The sequence below is a fragment of the Cellulosimicrobium sp. Marseille-Q4280 genome, assembly GCF_943181405.1.
In the GTDB taxonomy this organism is placed as follows: Bacteria; Actinomycetota; Actinomycetes; order Actinomycetales; family Cellulomonadaceae; genus Cellulosimicrobium.
This window is the reverse complement of sequence record NZ_CALPBY010000005.1, coordinates 292,645-318,707: the sequence shown is the minus strand read 5'-3', so window position 1 is coordinate 318,707 and position 26,063 is coordinate 292,645. Positions and strand designations below refer to the sequence as shown.

The 26,063-nt window shown below is 73.8% G+C and carries 21 protein-coding genes; 7 read left to right on the top strand and 14 right to left on the bottom strand.

The window, feature by feature from the left end; all coding sequences use genetic code 11:
- Positions 1-9: 9 nt before the first annotated feature.
- From NFS20_RS14785 to NFS20_RS14755, 7 genes are all read right to left on the bottom strand, one after another.
- On the bottom strand, positions 10-1,119 hold the full coding sequence (locus tag NFS20_RS14785) for a sensor histidine kinase (protein WP_251152550.1): 1,110 nt from the start codon (positions 1,117-1,119) through the stop codon (positions 10-12).
- A 145-nt stretch (positions 1,120-1,264) separates the two neighbouring features.
- Positions 1,265-2,245, bottom strand: a complete 981-nt coding sequence (locus NFS20_RS14780) for an LPXTG cell wall anchor domain-containing protein (RefSeq protein WP_251152549.1) — start codon at positions 2,243-2,245, stop codon at positions 1,265-1,267.
- A 566-nt stretch (positions 2,246-2,811) separates the two neighbouring features.
- A complete protein-coding gene (locus NFS20_RS14775; protein ID WP_251152548.1) occupies positions 2,812-4,491 on the bottom strand; it encodes a long-chain-fatty-acid--CoA ligase in 1,680 nt (559 codons plus the stop codon).
- 48 nt (positions 4,492-4,539) lie between these two features.
- Positions 4,540-5,772, bottom strand: a complete 1,233-nt coding sequence (locus NFS20_RS14770; protein WP_251152664.1) for an acyl-CoA dehydrogenase family protein — start codon at positions 5,770-5,772, stop codon at positions 4,540-4,542.
- A gap of 2 nt (positions 5,773-5,774) precedes the next feature.
- Positions 5,775-6,896, bottom strand: a complete 1,122-nt coding sequence (locus NFS20_RS14765) for a phosphotransferase family protein (protein ID WP_251152547.1) — start codon at positions 6,894-6,896, stop codon at positions 5,775-5,777.
- Positions 6,897-7,070: 174 nt separating this feature from the next.
- Positions 7,071-7,517 (bottom strand): acyl-CoA thioesterase, encoded by a 447-nt coding sequence (locus NFS20_RS14760; protein WP_251152546.1) that lies wholly within the window; start codon positions 7,515-7,517, stop codon positions 7,071-7,073.
- Positions 7,518-7,590: 73 nt separating this feature from the next.
- Positions 7,591-8,319, bottom strand: coding sequence for a QsdR family transcriptional regulator (locus NFS20_RS14755; protein WP_251152545.1), 729 nt, complete (start codon positions 8,317-8,319; stop codon positions 7,591-7,593).
- Positions 8,320-8,419: 100 nt separating this feature from the next.
- Between NFS20_RS14755 and NFS20_RS14750 the strand changes: the two genes are divergently transcribed.
- Complete coding sequence (locus tag NFS20_RS14750; protein ID WP_251152544.1) at positions 8,420-9,616, top strand: acyl-CoA dehydrogenase family protein; 1,197 nt, start codon at positions 8,420-8,422, stop codon at positions 9,614-9,616.
- Positions 9,617-9,688: 72 nt separating this feature from the next.
- Positions 9,689-10,915, top strand: coding sequence for an acetyl-CoA C-acetyltransferase (locus NFS20_RS14745; RefSeq protein ID WP_251152543.1), 1,227 nt, complete (start codon positions 9,689-9,691; stop codon positions 10,913-10,915).
- Positions 10,916-10,919: 4 nt separating this feature from the next.
- Here the strand turns inward: NFS20_RS14745 and NFS20_RS14740 are convergent, their stop codons facing one another.
- Complete coding sequence (locus NFS20_RS14740) at positions 10,920-11,834, bottom strand: alpha/beta fold hydrolase (RefSeq protein WP_251152542.1); 915 nt, start codon at positions 11,832-11,834, stop codon at positions 10,920-10,922.
- Between the two features lie 60 nt (positions 11,835-11,894).
- Between NFS20_RS14740 and NFS20_RS14735 the strand changes: the two genes are divergently transcribed.
- On the top strand, positions 11,895-12,575 hold the full coding sequence (locus NFS20_RS14735; protein WP_251152541.1) for a TetR/AcrR family transcriptional regulator C-terminal domain-containing protein: 681 nt from the start codon (positions 11,895-11,897) through the stop codon (positions 12,573-12,575).
- A 102-nt stretch (positions 12,576-12,677) separates the two neighbouring features.
- Here the strand turns inward: NFS20_RS14735 and NFS20_RS14730 are convergent, their stop codons facing one another.
- The 3 genes from NFS20_RS14730 to NFS20_RS14720 are packed head-to-tail and all read right to left on the bottom strand — an operon-like array spanning position 12,678 to position 15,087.
- The gene (locus NFS20_RS14730) at positions 12,678-13,190 is read right to left on the bottom strand and encodes a MaoC family dehydratase (protein WP_251152540.1); all 513 of its coding nucleotides are present in this window, start codon (positions 13,188-13,190) and stop codon (positions 12,678-12,680) included.
- Positions 13,187-13,972: a 3-oxoacyl-ACP reductase FabG gene (gene fabG, locus NFS20_RS14725; RefSeq protein WP_251152539.1), complete on the bottom strand. Its 786-nt coding sequence runs from the start codon at positions 13,970-13,972 to the stop codon at positions 13,187-13,189. The genes NFS20_RS14730 and fabG overlap by 4 nt, the downstream gene beginning before the upstream one ends.
- The gene (locus tag NFS20_RS14720) at positions 13,969-15,087 is read right to left on the bottom strand and encodes an alcohol dehydrogenase catalytic domain-containing protein (RefSeq protein ID WP_251152538.1); all 1,119 of its coding nucleotides are present in this window, start codon (positions 15,085-15,087) and stop codon (positions 13,969-13,971) included. The genes fabG and NFS20_RS14720 overlap by 4 nt, the downstream gene beginning before the upstream one ends.
- A gap of 227 nt (positions 15,088-15,314) precedes the next feature.
- On the opposite strand from NFS20_RS14720, the gene purL reads away from it, so the two are divergent.
- A complete protein-coding gene (purL, locus tag NFS20_RS14715) occupies positions 15,315-17,690 on the top strand; it encodes a phosphoribosylformylglycinamidine synthase subunit PurL (protein WP_251152537.1) in 2,376 nt (791 codons plus the stop codon).
- Positions 17,691-18,041: 351 nt separating this feature from the next.
- Positions 18,042-19,013 (top strand): endonuclease/exonuclease/phosphatase family protein, encoded by a 972-nt coding sequence (locus tag NFS20_RS14710; protein ID WP_251152536.1) that lies wholly within the window; start codon positions 18,042-18,044, stop codon positions 19,011-19,013.
- A gap of 105 nt (positions 19,014-19,118) precedes the next feature.
- On the opposite strand, the gene NFS20_RS14705 is transcribed toward NFS20_RS14710, so the two are convergent.
- Positions 19,119-21,803: an MMPL family transporter gene (locus NFS20_RS14705; RefSeq protein WP_251152535.1), complete on the bottom strand. Its 2,685-nt coding sequence runs from the start codon at positions 21,801-21,803 to the stop codon at positions 19,119-19,121.
- A 78-nt stretch (positions 21,804-21,881) separates the two neighbouring features.
- On the bottom strand, positions 21,882-22,544 hold the full coding sequence (locus NFS20_RS14700) for a TetR/AcrR family transcriptional regulator (protein ID WP_251152534.1): 663 nt from the start codon (positions 22,542-22,544) through the stop codon (positions 21,882-21,884).
- 464 nt (positions 22,545-23,008) lie between these two features.
- Between NFS20_RS14700 and NFS20_RS14695 the strand changes: the two genes are divergently transcribed.
- On the top strand, positions 23,009-24,163 hold the full coding sequence (locus tag NFS20_RS14695) for an LLM class flavin-dependent oxidoreductase (protein ID WP_251152533.1): 1,155 nt from the start codon (positions 23,009-23,011) through the stop codon (positions 24,161-24,163).
- An 82-nt stretch (positions 24,164-24,245) separates the two neighbouring features.
- On the opposite strand, the gene dps is transcribed toward NFS20_RS14695, so the two are convergent.
- On the bottom strand, positions 24,246-24,731 hold the full coding sequence (gene dps / locus NFS20_RS14690; RefSeq protein ID WP_251152532.1) for a DNA starvation/stationary phase protection protein Dps: 486 nt from the start codon (positions 24,729-24,731) through the stop codon (positions 24,246-24,248).
- A 205-nt stretch (positions 24,732-24,936) separates the two neighbouring features.
- Between dps and NFS20_RS14685 the strand changes: the two genes are divergently transcribed.
- Positions 24,937-25,959 carry an aldo/keto reductase gene (locus tag NFS20_RS14685; protein WP_251152531.1) on the top strand — a complete coding sequence of 341 codons (1,023 nt, stop codon included), beginning with the start codon at positions 24,937-24,939 and terminating at the stop codon, positions 25,957-25,959.
- Positions 25,960-26,063 lie beyond the last annotated feature (104 nt).

The window sequence follows — 26,063 nt, the reverse complement described above, 5'->3', positions numbered from 1 at the left end:
CCACGCTGATCACTGGTGCCCCCTCGGCATCGTCGCCTCCACGGCGAACCCCCCGTCGCTCGTCGGTCCCGCGTGCCACTGGCCGCCGATCAGCGCGACGCGTTCGCTCAGCGCGCGCAGGCCGTGGCCGCCGGTGGTCAGCTCGACCTGCGGCGCGTGTTCGGGCGCGGCGTTGCGGACGTGGACGAGCAGGGCGTGCCCCTGTTCGCCGATCTGGACGCGGGTCGCGGCGCCGGGTGCGTGCCGGGCCGCGTTGGTCAGTGCCTCGCGCACGATGCGGACCGCGGTCCGCTCCGCCAGGTCCGGGGGCTGGCTCCCCGGCGCCGTGACGGTGACCTCGACGGGCTGACCGACCTCCCGCACACCGTTGACCAGGTCGTCGATCTCCGTGAACGAGTGGCGCGCGAGTCCTTTGTCGAGGTCGTCGCGTTGCAACCTCTGGAGCACCTCGCGCATGTCGGCCAGGGCCGCTCGCCCGGTGTCGCGGATCTGGGCCGCGACCGCCCGGTCGTCGGGGGCAGAGCCCGCCTCGATCCGGTTGGCGTCGAGCACCATCAAAGACACGCGGTGGGCGACCACGTCGTGCATCTCGCCCGCGAGCCGGTCGCGTTCGGCCTGCCTGACCGCCGCGGCGAGCAGTGCGGCGGCAGCGCGGCGCTCCTCGGCACGGGCCTGTGCGGCCTCGTCCGACGACGCGAGCGCACGGCCCAGGAGCCACCCCACCAGGGTGGCCGCTACGAACGCCACGATGTGCGAGGCCTGCCAGTCGCGGTCCATCACCCACCACGACCCGAGCAGGAGCACGAGACCACCGAGCGTGGTGATCACGGAGCGCCGGTCGGCTCGGGCCCAGCGGCCCACCATGAATGCCGCGATGCACACCGCTCCGACGGGCACCGCCACGGAGATCGCCAGGCACGACACGTAGACGAGCAGCGGCCGCCGTCGTGACCCGATGATCAGCGCACCACCGGCGACCTGTCCCGCCGCCTCCACACCGACCGGCAGGCCGAGGGAGTCCGGGGGCATCCGTGCCGTGACGACCGCGATACCCAGCAGCGCCGCCACGCACCCGAGCGCCACGTCGGCCCGGGTGTCCGCAGAGATGTCCCTGCTCACCGGCCCACCGTATCGGGCAAGCACCCGCCCCGGGCGCTCATCCACGCGGCGTACAGGATCTGTCGTCCCAGAGCGGACGCACGTGCTCACACGAAGCGAGGGGCCGCCGGTGGTGGCGACCCCTCGCGTGGTTGTACCTCTGGTGTCAGCTCGCGCTCTGGCGCCGGCGCCGTGCGACGGCCAGGGCGAGACCGCCAAGGGCCGCCAGGCCGAGGGCCGATGCCGCCAGCACCTCGGTGTCCAGGCCGGTCTGGGCCAGCGAACCGGTCGACTCGTCTGCCTGGGCGCCGGTGAGGGGGGCGGCAGGCGCGTCGCTCGCGCCGTTCGTGCTGACGGTGTTCGCGACGGTAGCCGTGCCGCTGGTGGCGTCGTCGGTGCTGTTCGTCGCGTCGCCGCCGCCGTCGGTCGGGTTGTCGGTCGGGTTGTCGGTCGGGTTGTCGGTCGGGTCGTCGGCGGGGTCGTCGTGGGTCCAGTACCCGCCACCACCCTCGGCGTCGGGGTGGAACGTGCTGCCCTCGATCGGAGCGGGAAGGACGTCGTCGTGGGTCCAGTACCCGCCGCCACCCTGGGCGTCGGGGTGGAACGTGCTGCCCTCGATCGGAGCGGGAAGGACGTCGTCGTGGGTCCAGTACCCGCCACCGTTGGCGTCGGGGTGGAACGTGCTGCCCTCGATCGGAGCGGGAAGGACGTCGTCGTGGGTCCAGTACCCGCCACCGTTGGCGTCGGGGTGGAACGTGCTGCCCTCGATGGGAGCGGGGACGGTGTTGTCGTGGGTGGAGACCTCGGGCGCGGTGTTGTCGCGGACGATGACCTCGGGGGCGGTGTTGTCGCGGACGATGACCTCGGGGGCGGTGTCGTCCCGGACGATGACCTCGGGAGCGGTGTCGTCGCGGGTGATGACCTCACCGCCGGTGTTGTCCCGGACGATGACCTCGGGAGCGGTGTCGTCGTGGGAGGCGTACTCCGAACCCGCGTCGTCATGGCTGGCGTACTCGGTCGCCTGCGTGGCGGGGCGCTCGACGGGGGCGATCTCCGCGGCCGAGGCGCCAGACGCGGTCAGGGCTCCGACGAGGCCAAGGCCGAGGACTCCGGTTCCGACGGCTGCCGTGATCTTGGTGAGCTTCATGGTGATCGAACTCCTTCAGGGTTGTTGTTCCTGCGTTGCTTGATGTCTCAAGACTCGTCTCGCAGGACCCCTGCCGACCTCATCCGATCGGTCGCACCACCTCCTCCAACCGGTCGCAGCCTCGATCGAGCGTGGCCGGTTCGGCCCGAGAGACTCCGCTCGAGGGGGGTTCGTTCGTCTCCGCGATGAAGCCATTGGGAACTCTTTGGGAGACACGCCCTAGACGCAACGACCGGTAATCGGTTGCGATTCCTTGACCTTGCGGCCGGGATTGTTCGACACCGCACAACCGACCGTTTGTCGTACACCGCACCGATCATCGCGACACGCCGACAAGAAGCTGTCGCAGAACTCGTGTCCGACAACCTTCGGTGTCGCGGAACAGCAACCAGGGTTTTGCGACAGTCGTCGAAGTGACGCAGGTGTGCCAGGGTTGCCGCAGCTACCGGCAGAGCGACCTCCTGGTGCGCGTACGTCGGAAGGCGCTGGGTCGCGCTCCCGCGGCGGCGGGCGAGCACGTTCTCGCGGCCGACGACGTTCACCCGGCGCCGATCGCCGAATGCCGGTCACGCCCCCTCGGTGGAGCGGGCCGCCTCGAACGACGCGACGAGCTCGCGCTTGAGCACCTTGCCCGAGCCGCCGAGCGGGAGCGTCTCGACGAGGTGCACGTGGCGCGGGTACTTGTACGCGGCGACGCGCTCCTTGGTGAACTCGACGATCTCCGCGGCGTCGGCGCTGCGGCCCGGCATGAGCACGACGGCGGCGTGGACCTCCTGGCCGTGGGTGTCGTCCGCGAGCCCGAACACGGCGACCTGGGCGACGGCGGGGTGGCCGGTCATGACGTCCTCGACCTCGCTCGGGTACACGTTGTACCCGTTGCGGACGATCATGTCCTTCTTGCGGTCGACGATGGTCACGATGTCGTCGGCGTCCTTGGTGCCGAGGTCGCCCGTGCGGAACCAGCCGTCGACGACGGTCTGCGCGTTGGCCTCGGGGTTGCCCAGGTAGCCCTTGAACAGGTTGTGGCCGCGGACGACGATCTCGCCGAGCTCGCCCGCCGCGAGCAGCTCGACCCGGTCGTCGACGTCCGCGTCGGCGATCTCGACGTCGACGCCCCAGAGCGGGCGCCCGACCGTCCCGGGCCGGATCGGCTCGCCGACGGGGTTGAACGCGGCGGTGGGGGACGTCTCGGTGAGCCCGTAGCCCTCGTGGACCTCGGCGCCGAACGTGCGTGAGAACGCCTCGAGCAGGGGCACGGGGAGCGCCGCGCCGCCCGACACGGCGTAGCGCAGCGGCGGCCGGTCGCTCGTGCGCTCGGCGGCCTGGACCATGCCGACGAACATCGTCGGGACGGCGGTGAACACGGTCGCGCGGTGCCGCACCAGCAGGGCGAGCGCCTCGTCCGGGTCGAACTTGGGCAGCAGCACGATCGCCGCGCCCTTGCGGAACGCGATGTTGAGCACCGCCATCTGACCGAACGTGTGGAAGAACGGCAGGCCGCCGAACACGACGTCGTCGGGCCGCAGGTCGAACGTGTCGATCAGCGCGACGTGCACCTGCTCGATCATCGCGAGGTGCGAGCCGACCGCGCCCTTGGGGCGCCCCGTCGTCCCGCTCGTGTAGAGGATCGTGGCCGCCGCGAGCGGGTTGACGGACGCGTACGTGCGGACGGGCTCGGCCTGCGCCGCCTCGTCCTCCAGGCGCGGGAACGGGACCTGGTCGCGCAGCGCGTCGGGTACGAGCACGGTCACGGTGGGGATCCCCGCCGCGGCGGCGGCCGGTCCCGCCTCCCCGAGGAACGGCGCGCCGGCGACGAGAAGGCTCGCCCCGGCGTCGCGCAGCACGAACTCGATCTCCGCCGCCTTGAAGAGCAGGTGGATCGGCACCACGACGGCGCCGATCGACAGCGCCCCGTAGTAGACGCGCGCGAAGTCGGGCACGTTCGGCACGAGCATCGCGACGCGGTCGCCCGGCCGGACGCCGCGCGCGAGCAGCGCGCCCGCGTACGCGCGGCTCTGCGCCCACAGGTCTCCGTAGGTCACGGACGCGTCGCCGACGAGGAACGCGGTGGCGTCGGGCCGGCGGTGCGCCGTCTCCGCGAGGATCGCGGCGATGGACAGCGTGCCGAAGCCGGGGCCCGTGAGGACGGGGTCGGGTGCGGTGCCCGACGACGGGTCGTCCGCCGAGGCGGGCACGGCACCCGGAGCGGTGGTGGGGGAGAGGTCGAGGTCACCAGGAGCGGTCATCGGTCGAGGTCCCTTCGGTGCTGGGTGGAGGGTGGGGTCGTGCGACGGTCACCGGCGCCCGGGCGGCGTCGGCGGTGCGGGGGTGGCGAGCTCGGCCCGGCCGAGCGCCGCGAGGTGGACCTCGTCGGGTCCGTCGGCGAGCCGCATCGCGCGCGCGGCGGCGAACATCTCGGCGAGCGGCTGGTCGCCGGAGAGACCGGCCGCGCCGAACACCTGGATCGCGCGGTCGAGGATCTGCTGCACGGCGCGCGGCACGGCGATCTTGATGGCCTGGATCTCGCGCATCGCGGCGCGGTTGCCGACCGTGTCCATGAGCCACGCGGTCTTGAGCACGAGCAGGCGCAGCGCCTCGAGCTGGACGCGCGACTCCGCGACCCACTCCCGGATCACACCCTGCTGGGCGAGGGTCCTCCCGAACGCGGTGCGCGACGTCGCGCGCTCGCGCACGAGGTCGAGCGCCCGGCCGGCCATGCCCAGGGCGCGCATGCAGTGGTGGACGCGCCCCGGCCCGAGCCGCGCCTGGGCGATGCGGAAGCCGTCGCCCTCTCCGGCGACGAGATGCGTCGCCGGTACCCGGACGTCGTCGAGCACGATCTCCGCGTGGCCGCCGTGCTCGCGGTCGTCGTAGCCGAACACGGTCAGGGGGCGCACGACGCGCACGCCCGGGGCGTCGCGCGGCACGAGGATCATGCTCTGCCGGCGGTGCCGGTCGGCGTCCGGGTCCGTCGCACCCATGACCACGAGGATCTTCGCGTCGGGATTCATGGCCCCCGTCGACCACCACTTCCGCCCCGAGACGACGTAGTGGTCGCCGTCCCGCCGGATCCGCGTGGCGATCTGGCTCGCGTCCGAGGACGCGACGTCGGGCTCGGTCATGCAGAAGGCCGAGCGGATCTCGCCGCGCAGGAGCGGGGCGAGCCACCGCTCCTTCTGCTCGGGAGTGCCGAAGTCGTGCAGGAGCTCCATGTTGCCGGTGTCGGGCGCGGCGCAGTTCATCGCGACGGGCGCGAGCCGCGGGCTACGCCCGGAGAGCTCGGCGACCGGGGCGTACTGGAGCGTCGTGAGACCGCCGCCGTCCGGGCCCGGCAGGAAGAGGTTCCACAAACCGCGTTCGCGCGCCTCGGCCTGCAGCTCGCGCACGACCGGCCGGAACGACCAGTCGTCGGGCGTCGCCTCCACCTGGCGCGCCAGCACGCGCTCCGCGGGCAGCACGCGCTCGTCGAGGAACGCCTGGGCGCGGTCGACGACCTCGCGCGTCGTGGTGTCGGGCTCGAAGTCCACGGTCATCCCCTCCGGGTGGTCGCGAGGCGCGCGAGGCCCTCGTCGGCGAGCGGTCCGACGAGGTCGCCGATGACGTCGAAGCCGTCGCCCACGGTCTCGCCCGCGCGGTAGCGGTAGTGCACGCCCTCGAGGATCACGCCGAGCTTGTACGCGCCGAACGCGCGGTACCAGGACAGCTCCGGGACCGGTCGACCGCGCCGGGCCTCGTAGGCGTCGACGAGCTCGTCGAACGCCGGGTACCCGGCGGCGAGGTCGACGGCGCTCGTCGCCACGCCTGCGGCCGCCTCGCCGAGCGCGCCGATGTCCCAGTAGAGTCCGAGCATCCCGAGGTCGACGGTCGGGTCCCCGAGGGTCGCCATCTCCCAGTCGAGGATCGCTGCGACGCGCGGGGCCCCGTCGGTCGTCCGGTCCGACGTCCCGTCGACGGCCCCGCCGACCCGCGCGCCGACGCCGCGGCTCACGATGGCGTTGTCGAGCCGGAAGTCGCCGTGCACGATCCCCGCGGACTGCTGCGCCGGGACGTGCTCGCGCAGGAGCGCGCCGAGCGCGTCGAGGGCGGGGACGTCGCGCGAGCGCGACGCGTCGAGCTGCGTGGCCCACCGGCGCAGCTGGCGCTCCAGGTAGCCGTCCGGTCGGCCGAAGTCCGCGAGCCCGACGTCGGCCGGGTCCACCCGGTGCAGCTCGGCAAGCGTCTCGGCGAGCTCGAGCGAGAGGGCGCGCAGCTCGGTCGGGGAGTATGCGACGTTCTGGGCCGGGTGCGCGAGCACCTCGCCGGCGACGTGCTCCATGAGGAAGAACGGCGTCCCGGTACCGGCAGCGCCGTCGCGGTCGTCGACGAGGTCGACGACGCGTGGCACCGGGACGGGTGTGCCTTCCAGCGCCGCGATGACGCGGTGCTCGCGCGCCATGTCGTGCGCGGTGGACAGCACGTGGCCGAGCGGCGGCCGGCGCAGCACGAGCGGGACGGCTGCGCCCTCGACGCGGTACGTGAGGTTGCTCCGGCCCCCGGCGATCACGGTCGCGGAGACGGGTCGCTCCGTGGCGAGCTCGGGGTGCGTCCGGCGCAACCACTGGTCGAGCCGGTGCACGTCGAGCCCGGGCGGGCTCGCCGTCGGTCGGGTCATCGTCGACCACCTCTCCGCGCTGCGTCGCGCGTCGTCGGGACGCCGGATCGACCGGCTTCAAGCGATCATACCGCGCGGTCGGTATGACGCTGCCCCAGGACTCCTCGACTCACCTCGGACCGCTGAGTGCTGGATCTGTCGCCATCGCTTCCTCGCGACGACAGATGCCCAACCTCAGCTCACCGCTGCGGGGACCAGGAGGTCGCGCTCGATCGCGGCCCGGATGCCCGCCGGGACGGGGGTCGGGCGACGCGTCTCGCGGTCCACGAAGACGTGCACGAACCGGCCCTCGGCGATCGGCACGTCCTCACCCGCGCGCAGGATGCCCAGCTCCCACGCGACGCTCGACGTCCCGAGGCGTCCCACCCGCACGCCCACCTCCAGCGGGTCCGGGAAGGACGCCGACGCGCGGTACTCGCACGAGCTGCTCACGCACAGCCCGATCGCGGGACCGGTCAGGCGGTCGAGTCCCGCGACGCGCACGAGCCACGTGTTGATCGCGGTGTCCATCGCCTCGTAGTAGACGGTGTTGTTCACGTGGCCGTAGACGTCGTCGTCGTTCCAGCGGGTCGGGAACGGCGAGCGGTGGCCGTAGGCGGGCGGGGCGGGCGGAGTGGTCACGGGCTCCTCCGGGGGAGGCGACGGGGATCGGGTGGCGCGCACGACGGCGATCGGTCGGGCGCGGCAGCGTGCGTCACGACGCCGCGGGGTCGGGTCGGTCGAGGTGCAGCACGAGCTCGAACGCCGTCTGCGCGCGCGCCGCGCTCGGCACGTCGCCCGCGATGAGGTCGGCGTACGTGAACGACTCGCTGATGCGGACGAGCAGGTAGGCGAGCTCGCGCGGGGCGACGTCGCGCCCGAGCGGCCGGGGCGAGAGCTCGGCGTCGACGAGCGCCTCCACCTCGGCGACGTAGCGCCGCTGGATCTGGCTCTCCTTGGTGGTCAGCAGGCGCAGGGCGCGGGCGGGCTCGCGCTGCAGGAAGGTGCGGAAGTACCCGGCCGTGATGAGGTCGCGGACGAACGTCGTGAGCACGGACGCGACGCGCTCGGCCCCGTGCAGTCCGGCGGCCGCGTCGTCGGCCTGCTCGAGCGTGGGGACGGCGAGGGACCACAGCACCTCGGAGAGCAGCGCGTCGCGGTTGCCGACCCACCGGAACAGGCTCGTGCGGTCCACGCCGAGGGACGTCGCGAGCCGACCCATGTCGATCCGCTCGCCCGCGATGAACGTCTCGCGCGCGCGCCGGAACGCCGTGACCGTGTCGGCGTGCGTCCCCGAGACGAGCCGCTCCGACAGCCACGACGGCGCGGCGGCCGTCCCGACGTGCCCGAGCCGGCCGTCGGCGCGGGGCACGCCGGGGGCGAGGGCTGTCGCGGCCGTGGTCCCACCTGCCGTCGTGCCGGGCGCGTCGTCGTCACCTGCCATGCCGGGCACTCTACCGCCGCGTCGACCGATGCGTGCAACATTTTGGATTTTGATGCACACTGGCCGCGAGGAGATCACCGACGATCCACCGGAGGCACGCATGTCCACGACCACCGTGGCCCCGCCCACGACGCTCACGAGCGACTTCTACGGGGTGCAGACCGAGCTCGCGCCCGACGAGCAGGAACGGGTCCTGCGCATCCGCGAGTTCCTCGAGCGCGAGGTGCGCCCGATCGCGGACGACTGCTGGGACCGCGCCGAGTTCCCCCACCACCTGATCCCCGGGCTCGCCGATCTCGGTCTGTTCGGCGCGCACCTGCCCGAGACGGCGCGGTTCGAGAACGGGATGCTCTACCGCGGCTGGGTCGCGCTCGAGCTCGCGCGGGTCGACCCGTCGATCGCGACGTTCGTGGGCGTCCAGACCGGCCTCACGATGACCGCGATCGCCGGCGGCGGGTCGCCTGAGCAGCGCGAGCGGTGGCTGCCCCCGATGGGCCGGGGCGAGCTGATGGGTGCGTTCGGGCTCACGGAGCCGTACTCCGGTTCCGACACCGCGCGCGGCCTGCGCACGACGGCCGAGCGCCACGGCGACACGTGGACCCTGCGTGGGGCGAAGCGCTGGATCGGCAACGCGACGTTCGCCGACGTGATCGTCGTGTGGGCCAAGGACGTCGCCGACGACGAGGTCAAGGGCTTCCTCGTCCGCACGGGCTCGCCTGGTCTGACCGTCACGAAGATCGAGCGCAAGCAGGCGCTGCGCACCGTGCAGAACGCCGACATCGAGCTCGACGGCGTCGAGGTCGCCGAGGAGGACCGGCTCCAGCGCGTCTCCTCGTTCCGCGACGTCGCCGCGGTCCTGCGACCCACGCGCGCGGAGGTCGCGTGGCAGGCGGTCGGGCTCGCCGTCGGTGCGTACGAGGCCGCGGTCGCCTACGTGGCGTCGCGCGAGCAGTTCGGGCGCCCCCTCGGGTCGTTCCAGCTCGTGCAGGACAAGCTCGCGGAGTCCCTCGCCGACATCACGGCGAGCATCGCGCTGTGCCGCCAGCTCTCGGTGCTCGCCGAGCAGGGGCGCCAGCGCGACGAGCACGCCGCGCTCGCCAAGTCCTTCGCGACGACGCGCATGCGGGCGACCGTCGCGCGCTGCCGCGAGGTCCTCGGCGGCAACGGGATCCAGCTCGACCACGGCGTCGCGCGCTACTTCGCCGACGCCGAGGCCGTCTACACCTACGAGGGCACGCGGGACATGAACACCCTCATCGTCGGGCGGGCCATCACCGGCATCCAGGCGTTCGTCTGAACCGTCCGGCACCACCGATCACCGTCCCCGAGTCCCCGCCACCGAGTTCCCCACCACCGAAGGGAGGCCACCGTGCAGGAGGCCTACGTCGTCGCCGTCGCCCGCTCGCCCATCGGGCGCGCGTTCAAGGGGTCGTTGCGGGGGGTGCGCCCGGACGACCTCGCCGCCGACATGGTCCGGGCCGCGCTCGCCCAGGTACCCACGCTCGACCCCGGCCGGGTCGAGGACCTGCTGCTCGGGTGCGGGCAGCCCGGAGGTGAGCAGGGCATGAACATGGCCCGCGTCGTCGCCGTGCTGCTCGGGCTCGACGGCGTGCCCGGCACGACCGTCAACCGCTACTGCTCGTCGAGCCTGCAGACCACGCGCATGGCGTTCCACGCGATCCGCGCGGGCGAGGGCGACGTGTTCGTCTCGGCAGGCGTGGAGTCCGTGAGCAGCACCGCGCGCGGCACGGCCGACCACATCCCGGGGGAGGACCTCACCAACCCCCGGTTCGCGGCCGCCGTCGGGCGCACGGCGCTCCGCTCGGAGGCCGGCGCCGAGTCGTGGACCGACCCGCGTCTCGCGGGCGACCTCCCCGACGTCTACGTCGCGATGGGCCAGACGGCGGAGAACGTCGCGCAGCTCACCGGGACCTCGCGCCGCGAGCAGGACGAGTACGCCGCGCTGAGCCAGCAGCGCGCGCAGGCGGCCATCGCGAGCGGGTTCTGGTCGCGCGACATCACCCCCGTCACCCTCCCGGACGGCACGCGCGTGACGGCCGACGACGGTCCTCGCCCGGGCGTGACCGTCGAGTCGCTCGCGGGCCTGGACCCGGTGTTCCGCCCCGACGGGACCGTGACGGCGGGCAACTGCTGCCCGCTCAACGACGGGGCCGCGGCGGTCGTCGTGGTGAGCGGCCGCGTGGTCGACGAGCTCGGGCTCCAGCCGCTCGCCCGCATCGTCTCGACCGGGGTGAGCGGGCTGTCGCCCGAGATCATGGGCCTCGGCCCCGTCGAGGCCAGCCGCCAGGCGCTCGAGCGCGCCCGGCTGACGATCGACGACGTCGACCTGGTGGAGATCAACGAGGCGTTCGCGGCGCAGGTGCTGCCGAGCGCGAAGGAGCTCGGCGTCGACGTCGAGCGCCTCAACGTCCACGGCGGCGCGATCGCCGTCGGACACCCGTTCGGCATGACGGGCGCGCGCATCACCTCCACGCTGATCCACGGTCTCGCCGAGACCGGCGGACGGTACGGGCTGGAGACGATGTGCGTCGGCGGCGGGCAGGGCATGGCGATGGTGCTCGAGCGCGTGCCCTGACGAGTCAGGCGCTCGCCGCCCGGGTCCGGTCGGCGAGCGCCCGGACCTCCCGCGCATACTCGGCCCACGACGGCGCGGGGAGATCGTGACCGACGCCGCGGAGGATCCGCACGCGCGCCCCGGGGATCGCGCCGGCGATCGCGCGCGCGGCGCTCGGCTTGACGAGGGGGTCCTCCTCGCCGTGGACGACGAGGGTCGGCGCGACGACGTCGGCGAGGCGCCCGCCGCTCCAGGGCGCGCCGATCTGACGACTCTGGGCCTTCGCGTCGCGAGGTCCGCTGTCGGCCTCGCGCTGCGCCCAGGTGCGGACGGCGTCCTCGTCGGCCGGGTAGGTGGACGAGGCGATGAGCCGAGCCAGGGCGACCGAGGCGTCGATGTCACCCTGTCGCCCTGCGTCGAACGTCGTCCGGGCGAGGCGGACCATCGTGCGCAGCCGCAGGTGCCGCCAGGTGGTGAGGCCGGAGGCGTCGGAGGGGACGGCGCCCCCGGAGACCAGCCCGAGCACCCGGTCCGGGTGCCGGATCGCGAGCCGCTGCGCGAGGAGGCCTCCCATCGAGTGCCCGGCGACGAACGCGCCAGGGATGGCGGCGGCGTCGAGCACGGCGACGGCGTCGTCCACCATGTCCTCCGCGGTGTAGGCCTCGCCCGTGCCGCGGGTGAGCGCCACGAACGGGTTCGTGGTCCGCACCTCCGGCATGCGCGTCGACTCGCCGGCGTCACGCTGGTCGTAGCGGAGCACCTGGAAGCCGACGTCGGCCAGGGCTGCGCACAGGCCGTCCGGCCACCAGAACCTCGACGTCCCGAGCCCCATGACGAGCACCAGCGGGTCGCCGGAGCTACCGACGAACGTGTCGTAGGCGATCCGCACCTGCCCGTTGTGCGCGTACCGGGTGGGTGTCCACTGCGCGTTGCCGACCATGCCGATCTCCCATAAACTGCGATTGTTGTTCGCAGTGAGGCTAGCAGGACGGAGGGTGTCGTGGCGCCGACTGTGTGGGACCGTCCGGAACGGGGCGCGCGGGGCCCGGCGCCCGCTCTGACCCGCGAAGGTCTCGGCCGTGCGGCAGGTGGCGTCGCGGACGCCGACGGGCTGGACGGCGTGACGATGCGGTCCGCGGCCGCGGCGGCGGGAACGGCGCCGGCATCGCTGTACCGCTACGTCACGGGGCGGGCCGAGCTCGTCGACCTCATGGTCGACGAGGCGTTCGCCGACCTGGACCTCACGCTGGAGGGCGATGGCGTCGACGCTGTCGTGGAGCTCGCCCGACGGGTGCGGGCACTGCTGCTCCGCCGGTCGTGGCTCCTCGACGCGCTCGGGAGCAGGGTCGGGACGGGGCCGCGGTCGATGGCGTACGCCGAGCGTGCGCTCGCAGCGCTCGCGCGCGTCGAGGTGCCGGGTCCCACGAAGCTCGAGGCCTTCGCGATCGTCAACACCGTCGTCCGCTCTCTCGTCGACGCGGAGGTGCGGCGGGGTGCCGACGCAGAGCTCGCTGCTCGTCTCGTCGCCGTCGCCGGCGACGGCGAGCACCCGAGCATCGCGGCCGCGCTCGGCGCGGCGTCGCCCGTCACCCCGCCGGAGCCGCCGGACCTCGACGCGCGGTTCGACCGGCTGGTCTGGGGCGTGCTCGTCGGGGTCCTCGGCCGTGGCGCCCGAGGGTGACGACACGCGGAGGCTGACGGGAGGCCCGCCCCGCGTGCTGCGGGACGGGCCTCGTGGCGCTCGCGGTTCGTGACCGCCCGCGCCGATGGGTGGCCCGGCCGGTCAGGCCGGGACGACGAGGACGACCGTGTCCGCGACGAGCGCGGGCTTGTCCGCACCCTCGACCTCGACGCTCACGCGGATGCGGACGCGGGCCCCGCGCGGGGAGTCGTCCACCCCCGTGACGGTCGACGTCGCACGCACGCGCGCACCGGCGCGCACCGGGGTGAGGAAGCGCACGGAGTCGAGGCCGTAGTTCACGTGCATCGCGACGCCGCCCACGTCGAGCAGGCCCGCGGTGAGGACTGGCAGGAGCGAGAGCGTGAGGTAGCCGTGCGCGACGGGCGCGCCGAACGGTCCGGCTGCGGCGCGCTCGGGGTCGACGTGGATCCACTGGTGGTCCTCCGTGACGTCCGCGAACGCGTCGATGCGCGCCTGGTCGACGACGACCCACCGCTCGGACGTGGCCGAGCGCCCGACGGCGGACGGCAGGTCGGCGACCGACGCCACCCGGATCACGGTGTCGGTCCGCGGGGTCGGCGGGGCCGGCGTCGGGCCGGTGGACGCGGTGCTCATGCGCGCGGACCTCCCGCCGCGTAGACGACCTGGCCCGAGACGAACCCGGCCTCCTTCGAGCACAGGAACGACGCGAGCGCCGCGATGTCCTCGGGCTGCCCGACGCGCCGCACCGGGATCTCCTGGGCGGCGAGCTCGCAGAACTCCTCGAACCCCATCCCGACGCGCGCGGCCGTCTCGCGGACCATGTCCGTGGCGACGAACCCGGGGGCGATCGCGTTCGCGGTCACGCCGAACGGGCCGAGCTCGATCGCGAGCGTCTTGGTGAACCCCTGCATCCCGGCCTTCGCGGCGGAGTAGTTCGCCTGGCCGCGGTTGCCGAGCGCGGACGTGCTGGACAGGTTCACGACCCGCCCCCAGCGTGCCTCGACCTGATGGCGCTGCACGGCCCGGGTCATGAGGAACGCGCCGCGCAGGTGGACGCCGAGGACGGCGTCCCAGTCGTCGTCGGACATCTTGAACAGCAGGTTGTCGCGCAGGATGCCGGCGTTGTTCACCAGGACGGTCGGAGCGCCGAGCTCGTCGACGACGCGCGCGACGGCGGTCTCGACGGCCGCCGCGTCCGCGACGTCCGCGCCGATCGCGACGGCACGGCCGCCGTCGTCCTCGATGCCCTTCGCGGTCTCGGCGGCCTGCTCCTCGCGCAGGTCGACGACGGCGACGCGCAGGCCGTCGGCGGCGAGCCGCCGGGCGATCGCGGCGCCGATGCCGCGCGCGCCGCCGGTGACGATCGCGGTGCGGGGTGGTCGGCCGGTGCCCTGCTCGGTGGGGGTCTCGGTCATCGGGGTGTCCCTTCGTTCGGTCGGACGAGCTGGCGCAGCTCCGCGCCGGTCGCCAGGCGGTCCATCGCGGAGCAGAGGTCGTCGAGGGCCACGTGCGCGGACACGAGGCGCTCCAGCGGGAGCACGCCGTCGCGCCAGAGCTGCACGTAGCGGGGGATGTCGCGCGCGGGCACGGCCGAGCCGAGGTAGCTCCCGACGACGGTGCGCGCCTCCGCGGTGAGCGTCAGCGGGGAGACCGACGACCGGGCGTCGGGGCCGGGCAGGCCCACGGTCACGGTCGTGCCGCCGGGCGCGGTCGCGGCGAACGCGGTCTCGAACGCGCGGGCGCTGCCCGCGGCCTCGACGACCACGGGCGCCCGGACCGCGGCCTCCGCCAGCGACGCGGGCGTGTGCACGGCGGACGCGCCGAGCGCGCGGGCTGTCGCGAGCTTGTCCTCGACCGCGTCGACGCCGATCACCTCGTGGCCCAGCGCCCGGGCCACGAGCAGAGCGGCCATGCCGACGCCGCCCAGCCCGACGACGAGCACCGGCTCGCCCGGTCGCGGGCGCCCCGCGTTGAGCACGGCCCCGCCCCCGGTGAGCACCGCACAGCCGAGGAGGGCCGCGACGTCGGGCGGGACGTCGTCGTCCACCGGGACGACGGACGTGCGGCTCACGACGGCGTGCGTCGCGAACGCGGAGACGCCGAGGTGGTGGTGGACGGGTGCGCCGTCTCGGCGCAGGCGCCGCGCGCCGCCGACGAGCGTGCCCGCCGCGTTCGCCGTGCTGCCCGCGCGGCACGGCAGGCGGCCGTCGGTCGCGCACTCGGGGCACGCGCCGCAGCGCGGGAGGAACGTCATGACGACGCGGTCGCCGGCCCGGACGTCGTCGACGCCGTCGCCCGCCTCCTCGACGATCCCCGCCGCCTCGTGCCCGAGCAGCATCGGCACGGGCCGGGGACGGTTGCCGTCCACGACGGACAGGTCGGAGTGGCAGAGCCCTGCGGCCTCGATGCGCACGAGGAGCTCGCCCGGCCCGGGCGGGTCCAGCTCGAGGGTCGTGACGCGCAGCGGGCGCGAGGTGGCGTAGGGCGCCGCGGCACCCGTCCGTTCGAGCACGGCGCCGACGATCTCCATCGCCGCACCTCCTTGACGTCGTCGTCCAGAGTCCCGTACCGACCGCGCGGTATGTTGGCGACAGTACACGACGATCGCCGCCCGTGGAGCGACGGGTCTCGCGGCCGGTCTCATGGCAGGTCTCGCCGCAATCTCGCGGAACGGCCGCGCCGACGGCGAGGTGGCCCGCCGGTAGACTGGTCGCGCGCCGTCGTGCGCTCCCCGCCAGCGCCCACCCGAGGGAACCGATGACCGCCCCCGCATCCCAGGCTTCTGCACGCCCCGCTCTCGACACCGTCGAGCACGCCGCCGAGACCCCCGACGAGGTCCAGCCGTACGCCGAGCTCGGTCTCAAGCCCGACGAGTACCAGCGCATCCGCGACATCCTGGGGCGCCGCCCCACGGCCGCGGAGCTCGCGATGTACTCCGTCATGTGGTCCGAGCACTGCTCCTACAAGTCGTCCAAGGTGCACCTGTCGAAGTTCGGCCAGGCCACGACGGACGAGATGAAGAAGCACCTGCTCGTCGGCATCGGCGAGAACGCGGGTGTCGTCGACATCGGCGACGGCTGGGCCGTGACGTTCAAGGTCGAGTCGCACAACCACCCGTCGTTCGTCGAGCCCTACCAGGGCGCCGCGACGGGCGTCGGCGGCATCGTGCGCGACATCATCTCGATGGGCGCGCGCCCGGTCGCCGTCATGGACCAGCTGCGCTTCGGCGCGGTCGACCACCCGGACACGGCGCGCGTCGTGCACGGCGTGGTGAGCGGCGTCGGCGGCTACGGCAACTCGCTCGGGCTGCCGAACATCGGCGGCGAGCTCGTGTTCGACGGCTCCTACCAGGGCAACCCGCTCGTCAACGCGCTGTGCCTCGGCGTGCTGCGGCACGAGGACATCCACCTGGCGAACGCGTCCGGAACGGGCAACAAGGTCATCCTCTTCGGTGCGCGCACGGGTGGCGACGGCATCGGCGGCGCGTCGATCCTCGCGTCCGAGACGTTCGAGGACGGCGTCCCCGCGAAGCGCCCGAGCGTCCAGGTGGGCGACCCGTTCATGGAGAAGGTCCTCATCGAGTGCTGCCTCGAGCTCTACGCGGCGAAGGTCGTCGAGGGCATCCAGGACCTCGGCGCCGCGGGCATCTCGTGCGCGACGTCGGAGCTCGCCTCCAACGGCGACGGCGGCATGCACGTGTGGCTCGACGACGTCCTGCTGCGCGACCCGTCGCTCAACGCGGGCGAGATCCTCATGTCGGAGTCGCAGGAGCGCATGATGGCGGTCGTCGCGCCCGACAAGCTCGACGCGTTCCTCGCGATCACCGGCAAGTGGGACGTCGAGACCGCCGTCATCGGCGAGGTCAACGGCTCCGGCCGCCTGACGATCGACCACCACGGGCAGCGCATCGTGGACGTGGACCCGAAGACGGTCGCGCACGAGGGACCGGTGTACCACCGCCCGTACGCGCGCCCGTCGTGGCAGGACGGCCTCAACGCCGACACGGTCTCGGGTCCCGACGGCGCCGCTCGCCTCGCGCGGCCGGAGTCGGGCGACGAGCTCCGCGCCACCGCGCTGCGCCTGCTCACCTCCCCGAACCTCGCGTCGAAGGAGTGGGTGACGAACCAGTACGACCGGTTCGTCCAGGGCAACACCGCGCTCGCGCAGCCCGACGACTCGGGCGTGGTCCGCGTCGACGAGTCCACGGGCCTCGGCGTCGCGCTCGCGACCGACGCGAACGGCCGCTACGGCAAGCTCGACCCGCGCACGGGCGCGCAGCTCGCGCTCGCGGAGGCCTACCGCAACGTCGCGACGACGGGCGCCCGCCCGCTCGCGGTGACGGACTGCCTCAACTTCGGCTCGCCCGAGGACCCCGACTCGATGTGGCAGCTCGTCGAGGCGATCGAGGGCCTCGCGGACGCGTGCCGCGAGCTCGGCGTCCCCGTGACGGGCGGAAACGTCTCGCTCTACAACGGGACGGGCGAGCCCGGCCAGATCGACTCGTCGATCCACCCCACGCCCGTGGTCGGGGTGCTCGGCGTTCTGGACGATGTCGCGCACGCCACGCCGTCCGGCTGGCGCGAGGCGGGGGAGAGCATCTACCTGCTCGGCACCACGCGGGGCGAGCTCGACGGGTCGGCCTGGGCCGACGTCGAGCACGGTCACCTCGGCGGCGTGCCGCCGCGCGTGGACCTCGCGGCCGAGAAGGCGCTCGCCGGCGTGCTCGTCAACGCGAGCCGCGACGACCTCGTCTCCGCGGCGCACGACCTCTCGGAGGGCGGGCTCGTCCAGGCGCTGCTCGAGGCGTCGCTGCGGTTCGGCGTCGGGGCGACGGTGTCGCTCGACGCTGTCGTCGAGCGCGACGGCGTCACGCCGTTCGAGGCGCTGTTCTCGGAGTCGACGGCGCGGGCGCTCGTGGCCGTTCCTCAGACGAACGGGGGCAGCGAGGAGGCTCAGCTGATCGACGCGTGCGTCGCGCGCGGCGTGCCGGTCGTGAAGATCGGCGAGACGGGCACCGAGCCGTCGGTCGCGTCCGACTCCGGTGAGGCGCTCGAGGTCGACGGCCTGTTCACGATCGCGCTGGCCGAGGCCGACGCCGCGTTCCGCGAGACCCTGCCGCGCATCTTCGGCTGACGACACCCTGCCGTCGGAGCACAGCCCCGGTCGCCGTACGCATGTCGGCGGCCGGGGCATCGCCGTGCGTCCCCACGGATCGGCGGTCGACGCGTCGACTGCGCGGGTTTCGTGGAGGTCGGGGTCCGACGTCGTGCCGCCCGTCGCGTCCTGGCGCTCCGGGTGCCAGAGTCCCGTGCCATGACACGGCAGCGCACGCCGCGGGCGTCGGGAGCGGCCCGGCCGTCGAGCACCCCGCGGGCGCCGGGCACGGCACGCACCCCGCGGGCAGCGGGCCCGGCGCGCACCCCGCGCGCCGGGACGTCGCGGGGCGCCTCCCGGCCGCGGACCTCGGCGACGAGCCGGGCGCGCGTGACGACGCGTCGCCGCCCCGGCGGGCCGGTACTGGGAGCGGTCCTGGTCACCCTGACGGTCGTCGTAGCCGCCATGACGCTCGTGCGGCTGGTCCCGTTCGACGCCGCGACGCCGTTCGCGCAGCTCGTGGGCATGACGCCGTGGGTCGGGGCGCTCGCCGCGCTGCTCCTCGTCGTCGTGGTGGTCGCGCGGCGTCGACTGCTCGCCGTGCTCGTCGCGGCGTGCGTCGTCGGGCACGCGATCTGGCTCGCGCCGTTCTTCGTCCCGGACCAGGCGGCGCCGCCCGCCGGGGCAGCGCCGCTGCGTGTGCTCGGCGTCAACGCGTGGTTCGGTCAGGCCGACGCGGAGCAGGTCGTCGAGCTGGTCCGTGCCGAGGACGTGCAGGTCCTGGCGGTCGTCGAGCTGACGACGGACTTCCGCGACCGGCTCGTCGCCGCGGGGATCGAGGACGTGCTGCCGCACCACGTGGACGCGAAGGTCGGGACGGGGTCGCCGGGGAGCGGGCTGTGGAGCGCGCTGCCGCTCGACGACGTCGACATGACGGAGTTCTCGACGTTCGCCATGCCCGCGGCGACCGTCGAGGTCGACGGGCGCCCGGTGCGCGTCACGGCCGTGCACCCGGTGCCGCCGCTCCCCGAGATCACGCACCAGTGGAAGGCGGAGCTGTTGCGGCTCACCGCACGCGTCCAGGACGACCCGCTGCCGCAGGTGCTCGTCGGCGACTTCAACGCGACCTACGACCACGCGTCGTTCCGGAGCCTGCTCGGCGACCGGTTCCACGACGCGACGCGCAGCGTCGGTCAGGGGCTCAACCTGTCGTGGTCGGCGCGGCTCGGCACGCCCGCGCTGCTCGACCTCGACCACGTGGTGACGGACCGGGAGAACGTCGTGACCGACGTCCGCTCGGTGCAGATCGCCGACGCCGACCACCGCGCGATCCTCGCGACGGTCCACGTCGCTCGATCCTGACTCTCCCGCGAGCCTGACCATCGGTGACGTGCCGAACCCCGGGTTGTGCGCCGATCAGCACGACGATCGACGCACGACCCGGGGTTCGGCGAGCACCGGCGGGCGTCAGCCCTTCGCGGGCTCCCGCTCGGTCGCGCCGCCGGAGGTCTGCGCGGGCTCGGCCGGAGCCGACCCGTGCTCGTGCGGGTGCCGGCGCTCGAGGGCGGCGCCCTCGACGTCCACGTCCGGCAGGATCCTGTCGAGCCAGCGCGGCAGCCACCACGCCTTGTCGCCGGCGAGGTGCATGAGTGCCGGGACGAGGAGCATGCGGACCACGAACGCGTCGACGAGCACGCCGAACGCGAGAGCGAACCCGATGGGCCGGATCATCGCGCTGTGCGAGAACACGAACCCGCCGAACACGGAGATCATGATGATCGCGGCAGCCGTGACGACGGCGCGGCCGGCGCGCACGCCCTGCACGACGGCGATCCGCGCCGGAGCCCCGTGGGCGTACGCCTCGCGCATCCCCGAGCCGAGGAACAGCTGGTAGTCCATCGCGAGGCCGAACAGGATCCCGACGAGCAGCGTGGGCAGGAAGTTGAGCACCGGGCCCGGCGTCTCGACCCCGAACACCCCCGCCAGCCAGCCCCACTGGTAGATCGCGACGACCCCGCCGAGCGCGGCGAAGTAGGACAGGATGAACCCCAGCGTCGCGACGACCGGCACGAAGATCGACCGGAACACGAGGATCAGGATGATCAGCGACAGCCCCACGACGACCCCGAGGTAGATCGGCAGCGCCTGCGCGAGCTTGTCGGAGATGTCGATGTTGCCGCTCGCGGAACCGGCGACGCCGATCGTCACGTCGCCGTCCAGCAGCTCGAGGTCGCGGAGGCTGTGCACGAGCTCCTCGGTGGACTCGCTCGTCGGACCCTCGGCGGGCACGACCTGGAACGCGGCGACGGTGCGGTCCTCCGACGTGCCGATCGGCGCCACGGCCACGACGTCGTCCTGCGCGAAGAGCTCCTCCGCGATGCGGACCTGGTACTCGAGCGCCTCGTCCTCCGTGGGCTCGCCCGGGAGGTCGGCGACGACGAGGAGCGGCCCGTTCGTGCCCTCCCCGAACTGCTCGGCGACGGTCGAGTAGGCGCGGTACTGCGTGGAGTCGTGCGCCTCGGACGAGCCGTCCGGCAGGTTGGTCCGCAGGTCCAGCGCGGGCAGGGCGATCACCGCGACGGCGGCGATGCTGAGCAGCACCGTCGCGAGGGCGCGCGGCGTCGACATGGGTCGCACGGGCTTCGCGGGTGCGCCACCCGGCGCCGCCGCGCCTGCGTCCGCCCCGGTCGTGCCCGACGCCGTAGCCGCCGACGCGCTCGTCGCACCGCCGGCGGAGGTCGCCCCGGCGAGCCGGGCCCGCTCGCGCTTGCTGAGGATGCGCATCCCGATCATGCCCAGCAGCGCCGGGGTCAGCGTGACGGCGATGAGGACCGCGATCGCGACGCACAGCGCGCCGACCGTGCCCATGAGCCCGAGGAACGGGATGCCGGTGACGTTGAGCGCGAGCAGCGCGATGAGGACCGTGGCGCCCGCGAACACGACCGCGTTGCCGGAGGTGCCGTTCGCGAGGCCGATCGACTCGTGCACCTCGTCGCCCTGCTTGAGCTGCCGCCGGTGCCTGTTGATGATGAACAGCGAGTAGTCGATCCCGACGGCGAGCCCGAGCATGAGCCCGAGCACCGGGGTGACGGACGACATGTCGACGACGCCGGACAGCGACATCGCGGTGAGCGCGCCGATGCCGACGCCGATCAGCGCCGTGAGGAGCGGCAGCCCCGCGCCGACCAGCGTGCCCAGCATGATCACGAGCACGACGGCCGCGACGACGAGGCCGATGGCCTCGCCCACCCCGAACACCTGGGGGACGCCCTGGGTGATGTCGGCGGAGAAGTCCGTCTGCACCCCGTCGACCGGGTCGTCGGCGAAGACGGCGACGAGGTCGTCCTTCGTCTGCTGCTCGATGCTCATGTTCGGCTCGGTGAACGACACGCTCGCGACCGCGGCGCTGCCGTCCTCGGAGACCATGCGGATGTCCGACGCCATCTCGAGCAGCGGCGCCGAGAGCTCGAGCTGAGCGGCCTGGTCCTCGAGCTCGGTGCTCTGGTCCTCCAGCGCGGCCTGCTGCTCCGTGATCGTCGCCGCCTGCGCGTCGAGCTCGGCCCGCCCGGCGTCGAGCTGCGCCTGCTGTGCGTCGAGCTGCGGTGCGGCCTGGTCGGCGATGCCCGCGGCCTCCGCCTGGGCGCGGGCCTCGTCGAGCTGGGCCTGTCCGGCGTCGAGCTGGGAACGTGCCGCGTCGAGCTGCGCCTGGCCGTCCTCGAGCTGCGTGCGCCCGGCCTCGATCTGCTCGCGGCCGTCGGCGATCTGCGTGCGGCCGTCCTCGACCTGGGCGGCCTGGTCGGCGAGCTCGGTCTGGGTCGCGAACGGGTCGATCACGGTCTCGACGCCGTCGACGTCGCCCGCCGTCGTGATCAGCTCGCCGATCGCGGCCTCCTGCTCGGCGGTGAACGCCGAGCCGTCCTCCGTCTGGAACACGACGGTGCCACTGCCGCCCGAGGCCTCCGGGAGCTCGGACTGCAGGCGCTCGGTGACCTCCGCCGTCGGGGTGCCGGGGATCGAGAAGCTGGTCGCGAGGGTGCCGCCGAACGCGGCGAACGCCGCGCCCGCGAGGACGAGGATCGCGAGCCAGGCCGCGAGGACGGTCCGTGCCCGGCGCGCGCACGCGCGCCCGAGCCGGTAGAGGAGTTCAGCCATGAGGGTCCTTCGTGAGGGAGCGGTCAGGACGGTGCGGGGGTGGTCCGGGCGGTCGGTGCTGCTGTCGTGCCGGGTGCGTCAGGAGGTGCGGTCCGACGGCGCGGCGTGCCCGTGCCGCGCGCGTTCCACGAGGTGGTCGAGCAGCCCGCTCCAGACCTCCCGGGACGCGGCGTCGTCCGCGGCGCCCGTGGCCTCCCACCAGTGGCGGTGGACGACCATGATGCCGCTCATGAACGACGCGACGAGGAGCTGGACGTCGAGCAGGTCGGCCTCGGGGTGCCGTCGCGAGAGGCCCACGACGAGCCTCTCGCTGAGGTCGGTGAACGTCCGCGCGACCATCGCCGTCACGCGCGGCGACGGCTCGGCGCAGCCCTCGCTGCCGAGCACGCGCGTCAGGTAGGCCATCGGTGCGACGAGATCGGTCGCGCGCAGGAGCTCGGCGAGCTCGTCGAAGAGCGAGCCGTCGCGCTCGTCGTCCCGGGGCGCGGCGGCGCTCGCGCCGAAGTCGGCGGCGACCTCGCCCAGCACGCGCGCACCGACCTCTGCCACGACGTCGTCCACGGACGAGAAGTGGTTGAAGACCGTGCGGCGGGCGACGTCGGCGCGTGCGGCGAGCTCGTCGACGGTGAACGGGGCGCCGTTCCGCTCGTCGAGGAGCGCCGCGGCGGCGTCGACGATGGCGCGCCGGTGGCGCTGCCGGAGGGCGGCGCGCCGGTCGGCGGGCGGGGGCTCGGGGATCACGTCACGACACTAGGTGCATCGTTGCACTGAGTGCAAACTACGCCCTTCCGAGGCCAATGTTGACAACATTGGTCCAGTATGTGGGAAGCCGCCCGGATCGCGTTGACACCCCCCGGGGGCCCTCGTAGGTTCCCCGCACCGAGACATCACGGTCCCGGTGACGACATGGTCGTGAGGCCGACACCGGAGGGGGGCGATGATGGGCCACCTCCCGTCGCGCGGTGCGGCGTGCCGCACCGCGACCTGCCTCCTGATCGCCGCCTGCCGGGACGAGCGGTCCCGGACCCGTGGCCGACACCTCTGTCGTCGCTAGCCGACCGCCGACCGCCTGCATCGCCGACGCCCGCGACGCCCGTCGCCGGCCGCGTCCTGGACCTCGCCACCGTGCACCGCGTCCGGCAGCGCTCGGGCCTGCTCCTCGCCGGGGCGCCTGTGCGTCCGCGTGCCTCGAGAACGGATGACCCATGCCCGGCACGACCACCCCTCCCTACCGCGTCCACCTCGGCGTCGACCTCACCGACGCGGGTGCGCATCCCGCCGCGTGGAGCACGGCGGGCGCCCGGACGCAGCGGCTCTTCGACGCCAGGCGTCTCGTCGAGCTCGTCGCTACCGCCGAGCGCGGGCTGCTCGACCTCGTGACGCTCGACGACGCGTTCTCGCCCCAGCACGGTCGCGGCGCTCGCGGGCGGCTCGACGCGGCGCTCGTCGCATCCCGCCTCGCGCCACGGAGCGTGGGCATCGGCCTCGTCCCGACCGTCAGCACGACGCACGCCGAGCCGTTCCACGTCTCCCGAGCCCTCGCGACGATCGACCACGTGAGCAACGGCCGGGCCGGTTGGCAGGTCGGGTGGTCGACGACGCCCGCGGACGCCGCCGCGTCCGGACGGAGGGGTCCGCAGCGCGCAGCCGACGGCGTCGCCGAGGCGGCCGAGGTCGTCGGGGCCGTCGCGTGCCTCTGGGAGGGCTGGGAGGACGGGGCCACCCGGACCCGGGACGTCGCGAGCGGCCGCTCCCGCGACCGGGAGGCGGTCCACCGCGTCGACCGCGACGGCATCCGTTTCGTGGTCGACGAGGCGCCGACCGTGCCGCGCCCGCCGCAGGGCCGGCCGCCCGTCGTCGTCCGCGTGACGTCGCCCGAGTCTGAGGATCTCGCGGTACGCCGCGCAGACGTCGTCCGCGTGCGCACGTCGAGCCGCGACGAGGCCGTCGCGCTGCGGGAGAGGCTGCGGTCCGCGGCGGCCGACGTCGGTCGGCGCCCCGACGACCTGCGCGTCCTGGTCGACGCCTATGTGGTCGTCGGCCAGGACCGCGCGAGCGCGCAGGCGCGCCTCGACCTCATCGAGGACCTCGAGGGCGTGAGCTGGGACACGGGGTCCTTGACGCACGTCGGCACCGCGCGCGATCTCGCAGCCACCGTCGAGGACTGGACCGTCGCGGGAGCCGCGGACGGCTTCCTCCTCCGGCCGTCGTCGCTGTCCACGGACCTCGACGCGGTCGTGCAGCGTGTGGTCCCTCTCCTGCAGCGCGCGGGGCTGTTCCGCACCGAGTACCCCGGCACCACGTTGCGGGAGACGCTCGGGCTGGCCGGTCCCGCGCACCGCTCCGCCGCCATCGCCTGACCTCGACGGGTGCGAGCACCGGGCGGGACCGCGAGCTCGCTCGGGTCCCAGGGCGTGAGATCTGCGTCGGGGACGTGGAGCGTCAGACCTCGTGGTTCTCCGACGAGAGGAACCAGGCCTGCTTCTCGAGGTCGGCGAGGATCTCGTGCAAGAGGTCGGCGCTCGTGGGGTCCTCGGCGTCGACGGCGTCGTGCACCTCGCGCACGACCGCGACGGTCTGCGCGACGCGCTCGACGACCGTGGTCACCGTGTCGCCGACGGACAGCAGGTCCGCGGGGTAGGGGGAGAGGTCGGTCGTCGTCGCGACGGTCTCCGTGCGTCCGTCCGGGACGGCCTGGAGCGCGCGCAGGCGCTCGGCGACGGTGTCGCTGTGCTCCCGGGCGGCGTCGACGAGCTCGTCGAGCTGGAGGTGCAGGTCGCGGAAGCCGCGGCCCGTCACGTTCCAGTGCGCCTGCTTGCCCTGGAGGTGGAGGTCGACGAGATCCACGAGCACGCGCTGGAGGTGGGCGCGCAGCGTCTCGGACGCCTGGAAGCGGGCGGTGCCGCGGGTGATGGTCGGCGTGGTCATGGTGCTCCTCGCTCTCTCGGTGCCGCCCGTCGTGCAGGTCGGCACCTCGTCGATCTTTTCTGGAACGATTCCAGTTTAGGACCCACGGGGCGGTCCCGCCAGCAAGGACAGCCGTACCTGACCGCGTCCCGTTCACGTCCTCCCGACAGGTGAGTGCCTCGCCCGGACGCTTGCGCCGGGCGATGCCGGGTGGTCCGCTGTCGTCATGACCGACGACCACGCACCAGCACCCTCCGTCCTCGCTTCCCGCACCCTCGGCAGCGGCCACGCCGCGCTCACCGTCTCGGCGCTCGGCTTCGGCGGCATGTCCGTGACCGACGCGTACGGACCGGCCGACGCGGTCGAGGCGGAGGCCGTCCTGCGCCGCGCCCTCGAGCTCGGGGTGACGCTCGTCGACACGGCGGACGTCTACGGGCACGGCCGCAACGAGGAGCTGATCGGCCGGGTCCTCGGCGCCCACCGGGACGAGATCGTCCTCGCGTCCAAGTTCGGCCTGCCGCCTGCGGGCGGGCACCCCGACGGCCGTCGCGTCGACGGCAGGCCCGAGTACGTGCGGGCCGCGATCGACCGCAGCCTCTCGCGGCTCGGGACCGACCGTCTCGACCTGTACTACCTGCACCGCATCGACCCGCAGGTGCCGATCGAGGAGACGGTCGGGGCGCTCGCCGAGCTCGTCGAGGCGGGCAAGGTCCGGGCGATCGGCCTCTCGGAGCCGTCCGCGGCCACCGTGCGCCGCGCCCACGCGGTGCATCCCGTCACCGCCGTCCAGAGCGAGTACTCCCTGTGGACGCGCGACCCCGAGGACGAGGTGCTCCCCGCGCTGCGCGAGCTCGGCATCGGGTTCGTGCCCTTCTCCCCGCTCGGCCGCGGCATCCTCACGGGCACGGTCGACGCGCCGGACGCCTTCGCCGAGGACGACGTGCGCCGTGCGCACGCGCGCTACGCGGGCGACGCGTTCGAGCACAACCGCGGCCTCGTGCGCACGCTCGAGGGCCTCGCGGCCGAGCGCGGCGTCACGACGGCGCAGCTCGCCCTGGCGTGGCTCCTCGCGCAGGGCGACGACATCGTCCCGATCCCCGGGACGAAGCGGCTCGCCTACCTGGAGCAGAACGTCGCGGCGGCGTCCGTCCGGCTCACGGCCGACGACGTCGCGGCGATCGGTGCCAGCATCCCGCGCGGCGACGTGCAGGGCGTCCGGCACCCGCAGGCCGACCTGCTCGCCGGCTGACCGCGGGCCGGTCGACGCAGGACGGCCGCCTACGCATGGCTCCCGCGGGCGACCTCGCCGTAGGCTGAGGACGTCCCTACGAGGTCCCGCGGGGAGCCCGCGGG

Bases quoted from the DNA above. Each gene is read 5' to 3' on its own strand.
- NFS20_RS14755 (WP_251152545.1), bottom strand. From the start codon at position 8,319: ATGGCAGGTGACGACGACGCGCCCGGCACGACGGCAGGTGGGACCACG.
- NFS20_RS14730 (WP_251152540.1), bottom strand. From the start codon at position 13,190: ATGAGCACCGCGTCCACCGGCCCGACGCCGGCCCCGCCGACCCCGCGG.
- NFS20_RS14750 (WP_251152544.1), top strand. From the start codon at position 8,420: ATGTCCACGACCACCGTGGCCCCGCCCACGACGCTCACGAGCGACTTC.
- NFS20_RS14775 (WP_251152548.1), bottom strand. From the start codon at position 4,491: ATGACCGCTCCTGGTGACCTCGACCTCTCCCCCACCACCGCTCCGGGT.
- NFS20_RS14695 (WP_251152533.1), top strand. From the start codon at position 23,009: ATGCCCGGCACGACCACCCCTCCCTACCGCGTCCACCTCGGCGTCGAC.
- NFS20_RS14740 (WP_251152542.1), bottom strand. From the start codon at position 11,834: ATGGTCGGCAACGCGCAGTGGACACCCACCCGGTACGCGCACAACGGG.
- NFS20_RS14765 (WP_251152547.1), bottom strand. From the start codon at position 6,896: ATGACCCGACCGACGGCGAGCCCGCCCGGGCTCGACGTGCACCGGCTC.
- NFS20_RS14780 (WP_251152549.1), bottom strand. From the start codon at position 2,245: ATGAAGCTCACCAAGATCACGGCAGCCGTCGGAACCGGAGTCCTCGGC.
- NFS20_RS14685 (WP_251152531.1), top strand. From the start codon at position 24,937: ATGACCGACGACCACGCACCAGCACCCTCCGTCCTCGCTTCCCGCACC.
- NFS20_RS14705 (WP_251152535.1), bottom strand. From the start codon at position 21,803: ATGGCTGAACTCCTCTACCGGCTCGGGCGCGCGTGCGCGCGCCGGGCA.
- NFS20_RS14720 (WP_251152538.1), bottom strand. From the start codon at position 15,087: ATGGAGATCGTCGGCGCCGTGCTCGAACGGACGGGTGCCGCGGCGCCC.
- dps (WP_251152532.1), bottom strand. From the start codon at position 24,731: ATGACCACGCCGACCATCACCCGCGGCACCGCCCGCTTCCAGGCGTCC.
- purL (WP_251152537.1), top strand. From the start codon at position 15,315: ATGACCGCCCCCGCATCCCAGGCTTCTGCACGCCCCGCTCTCGACACC.
- fabG (WP_251152539.1), bottom strand. From the start codon at position 13,972: ATGACCGAGACCCCCACCGAGCAGGGCACCGGCCGACCACCCCGCACC.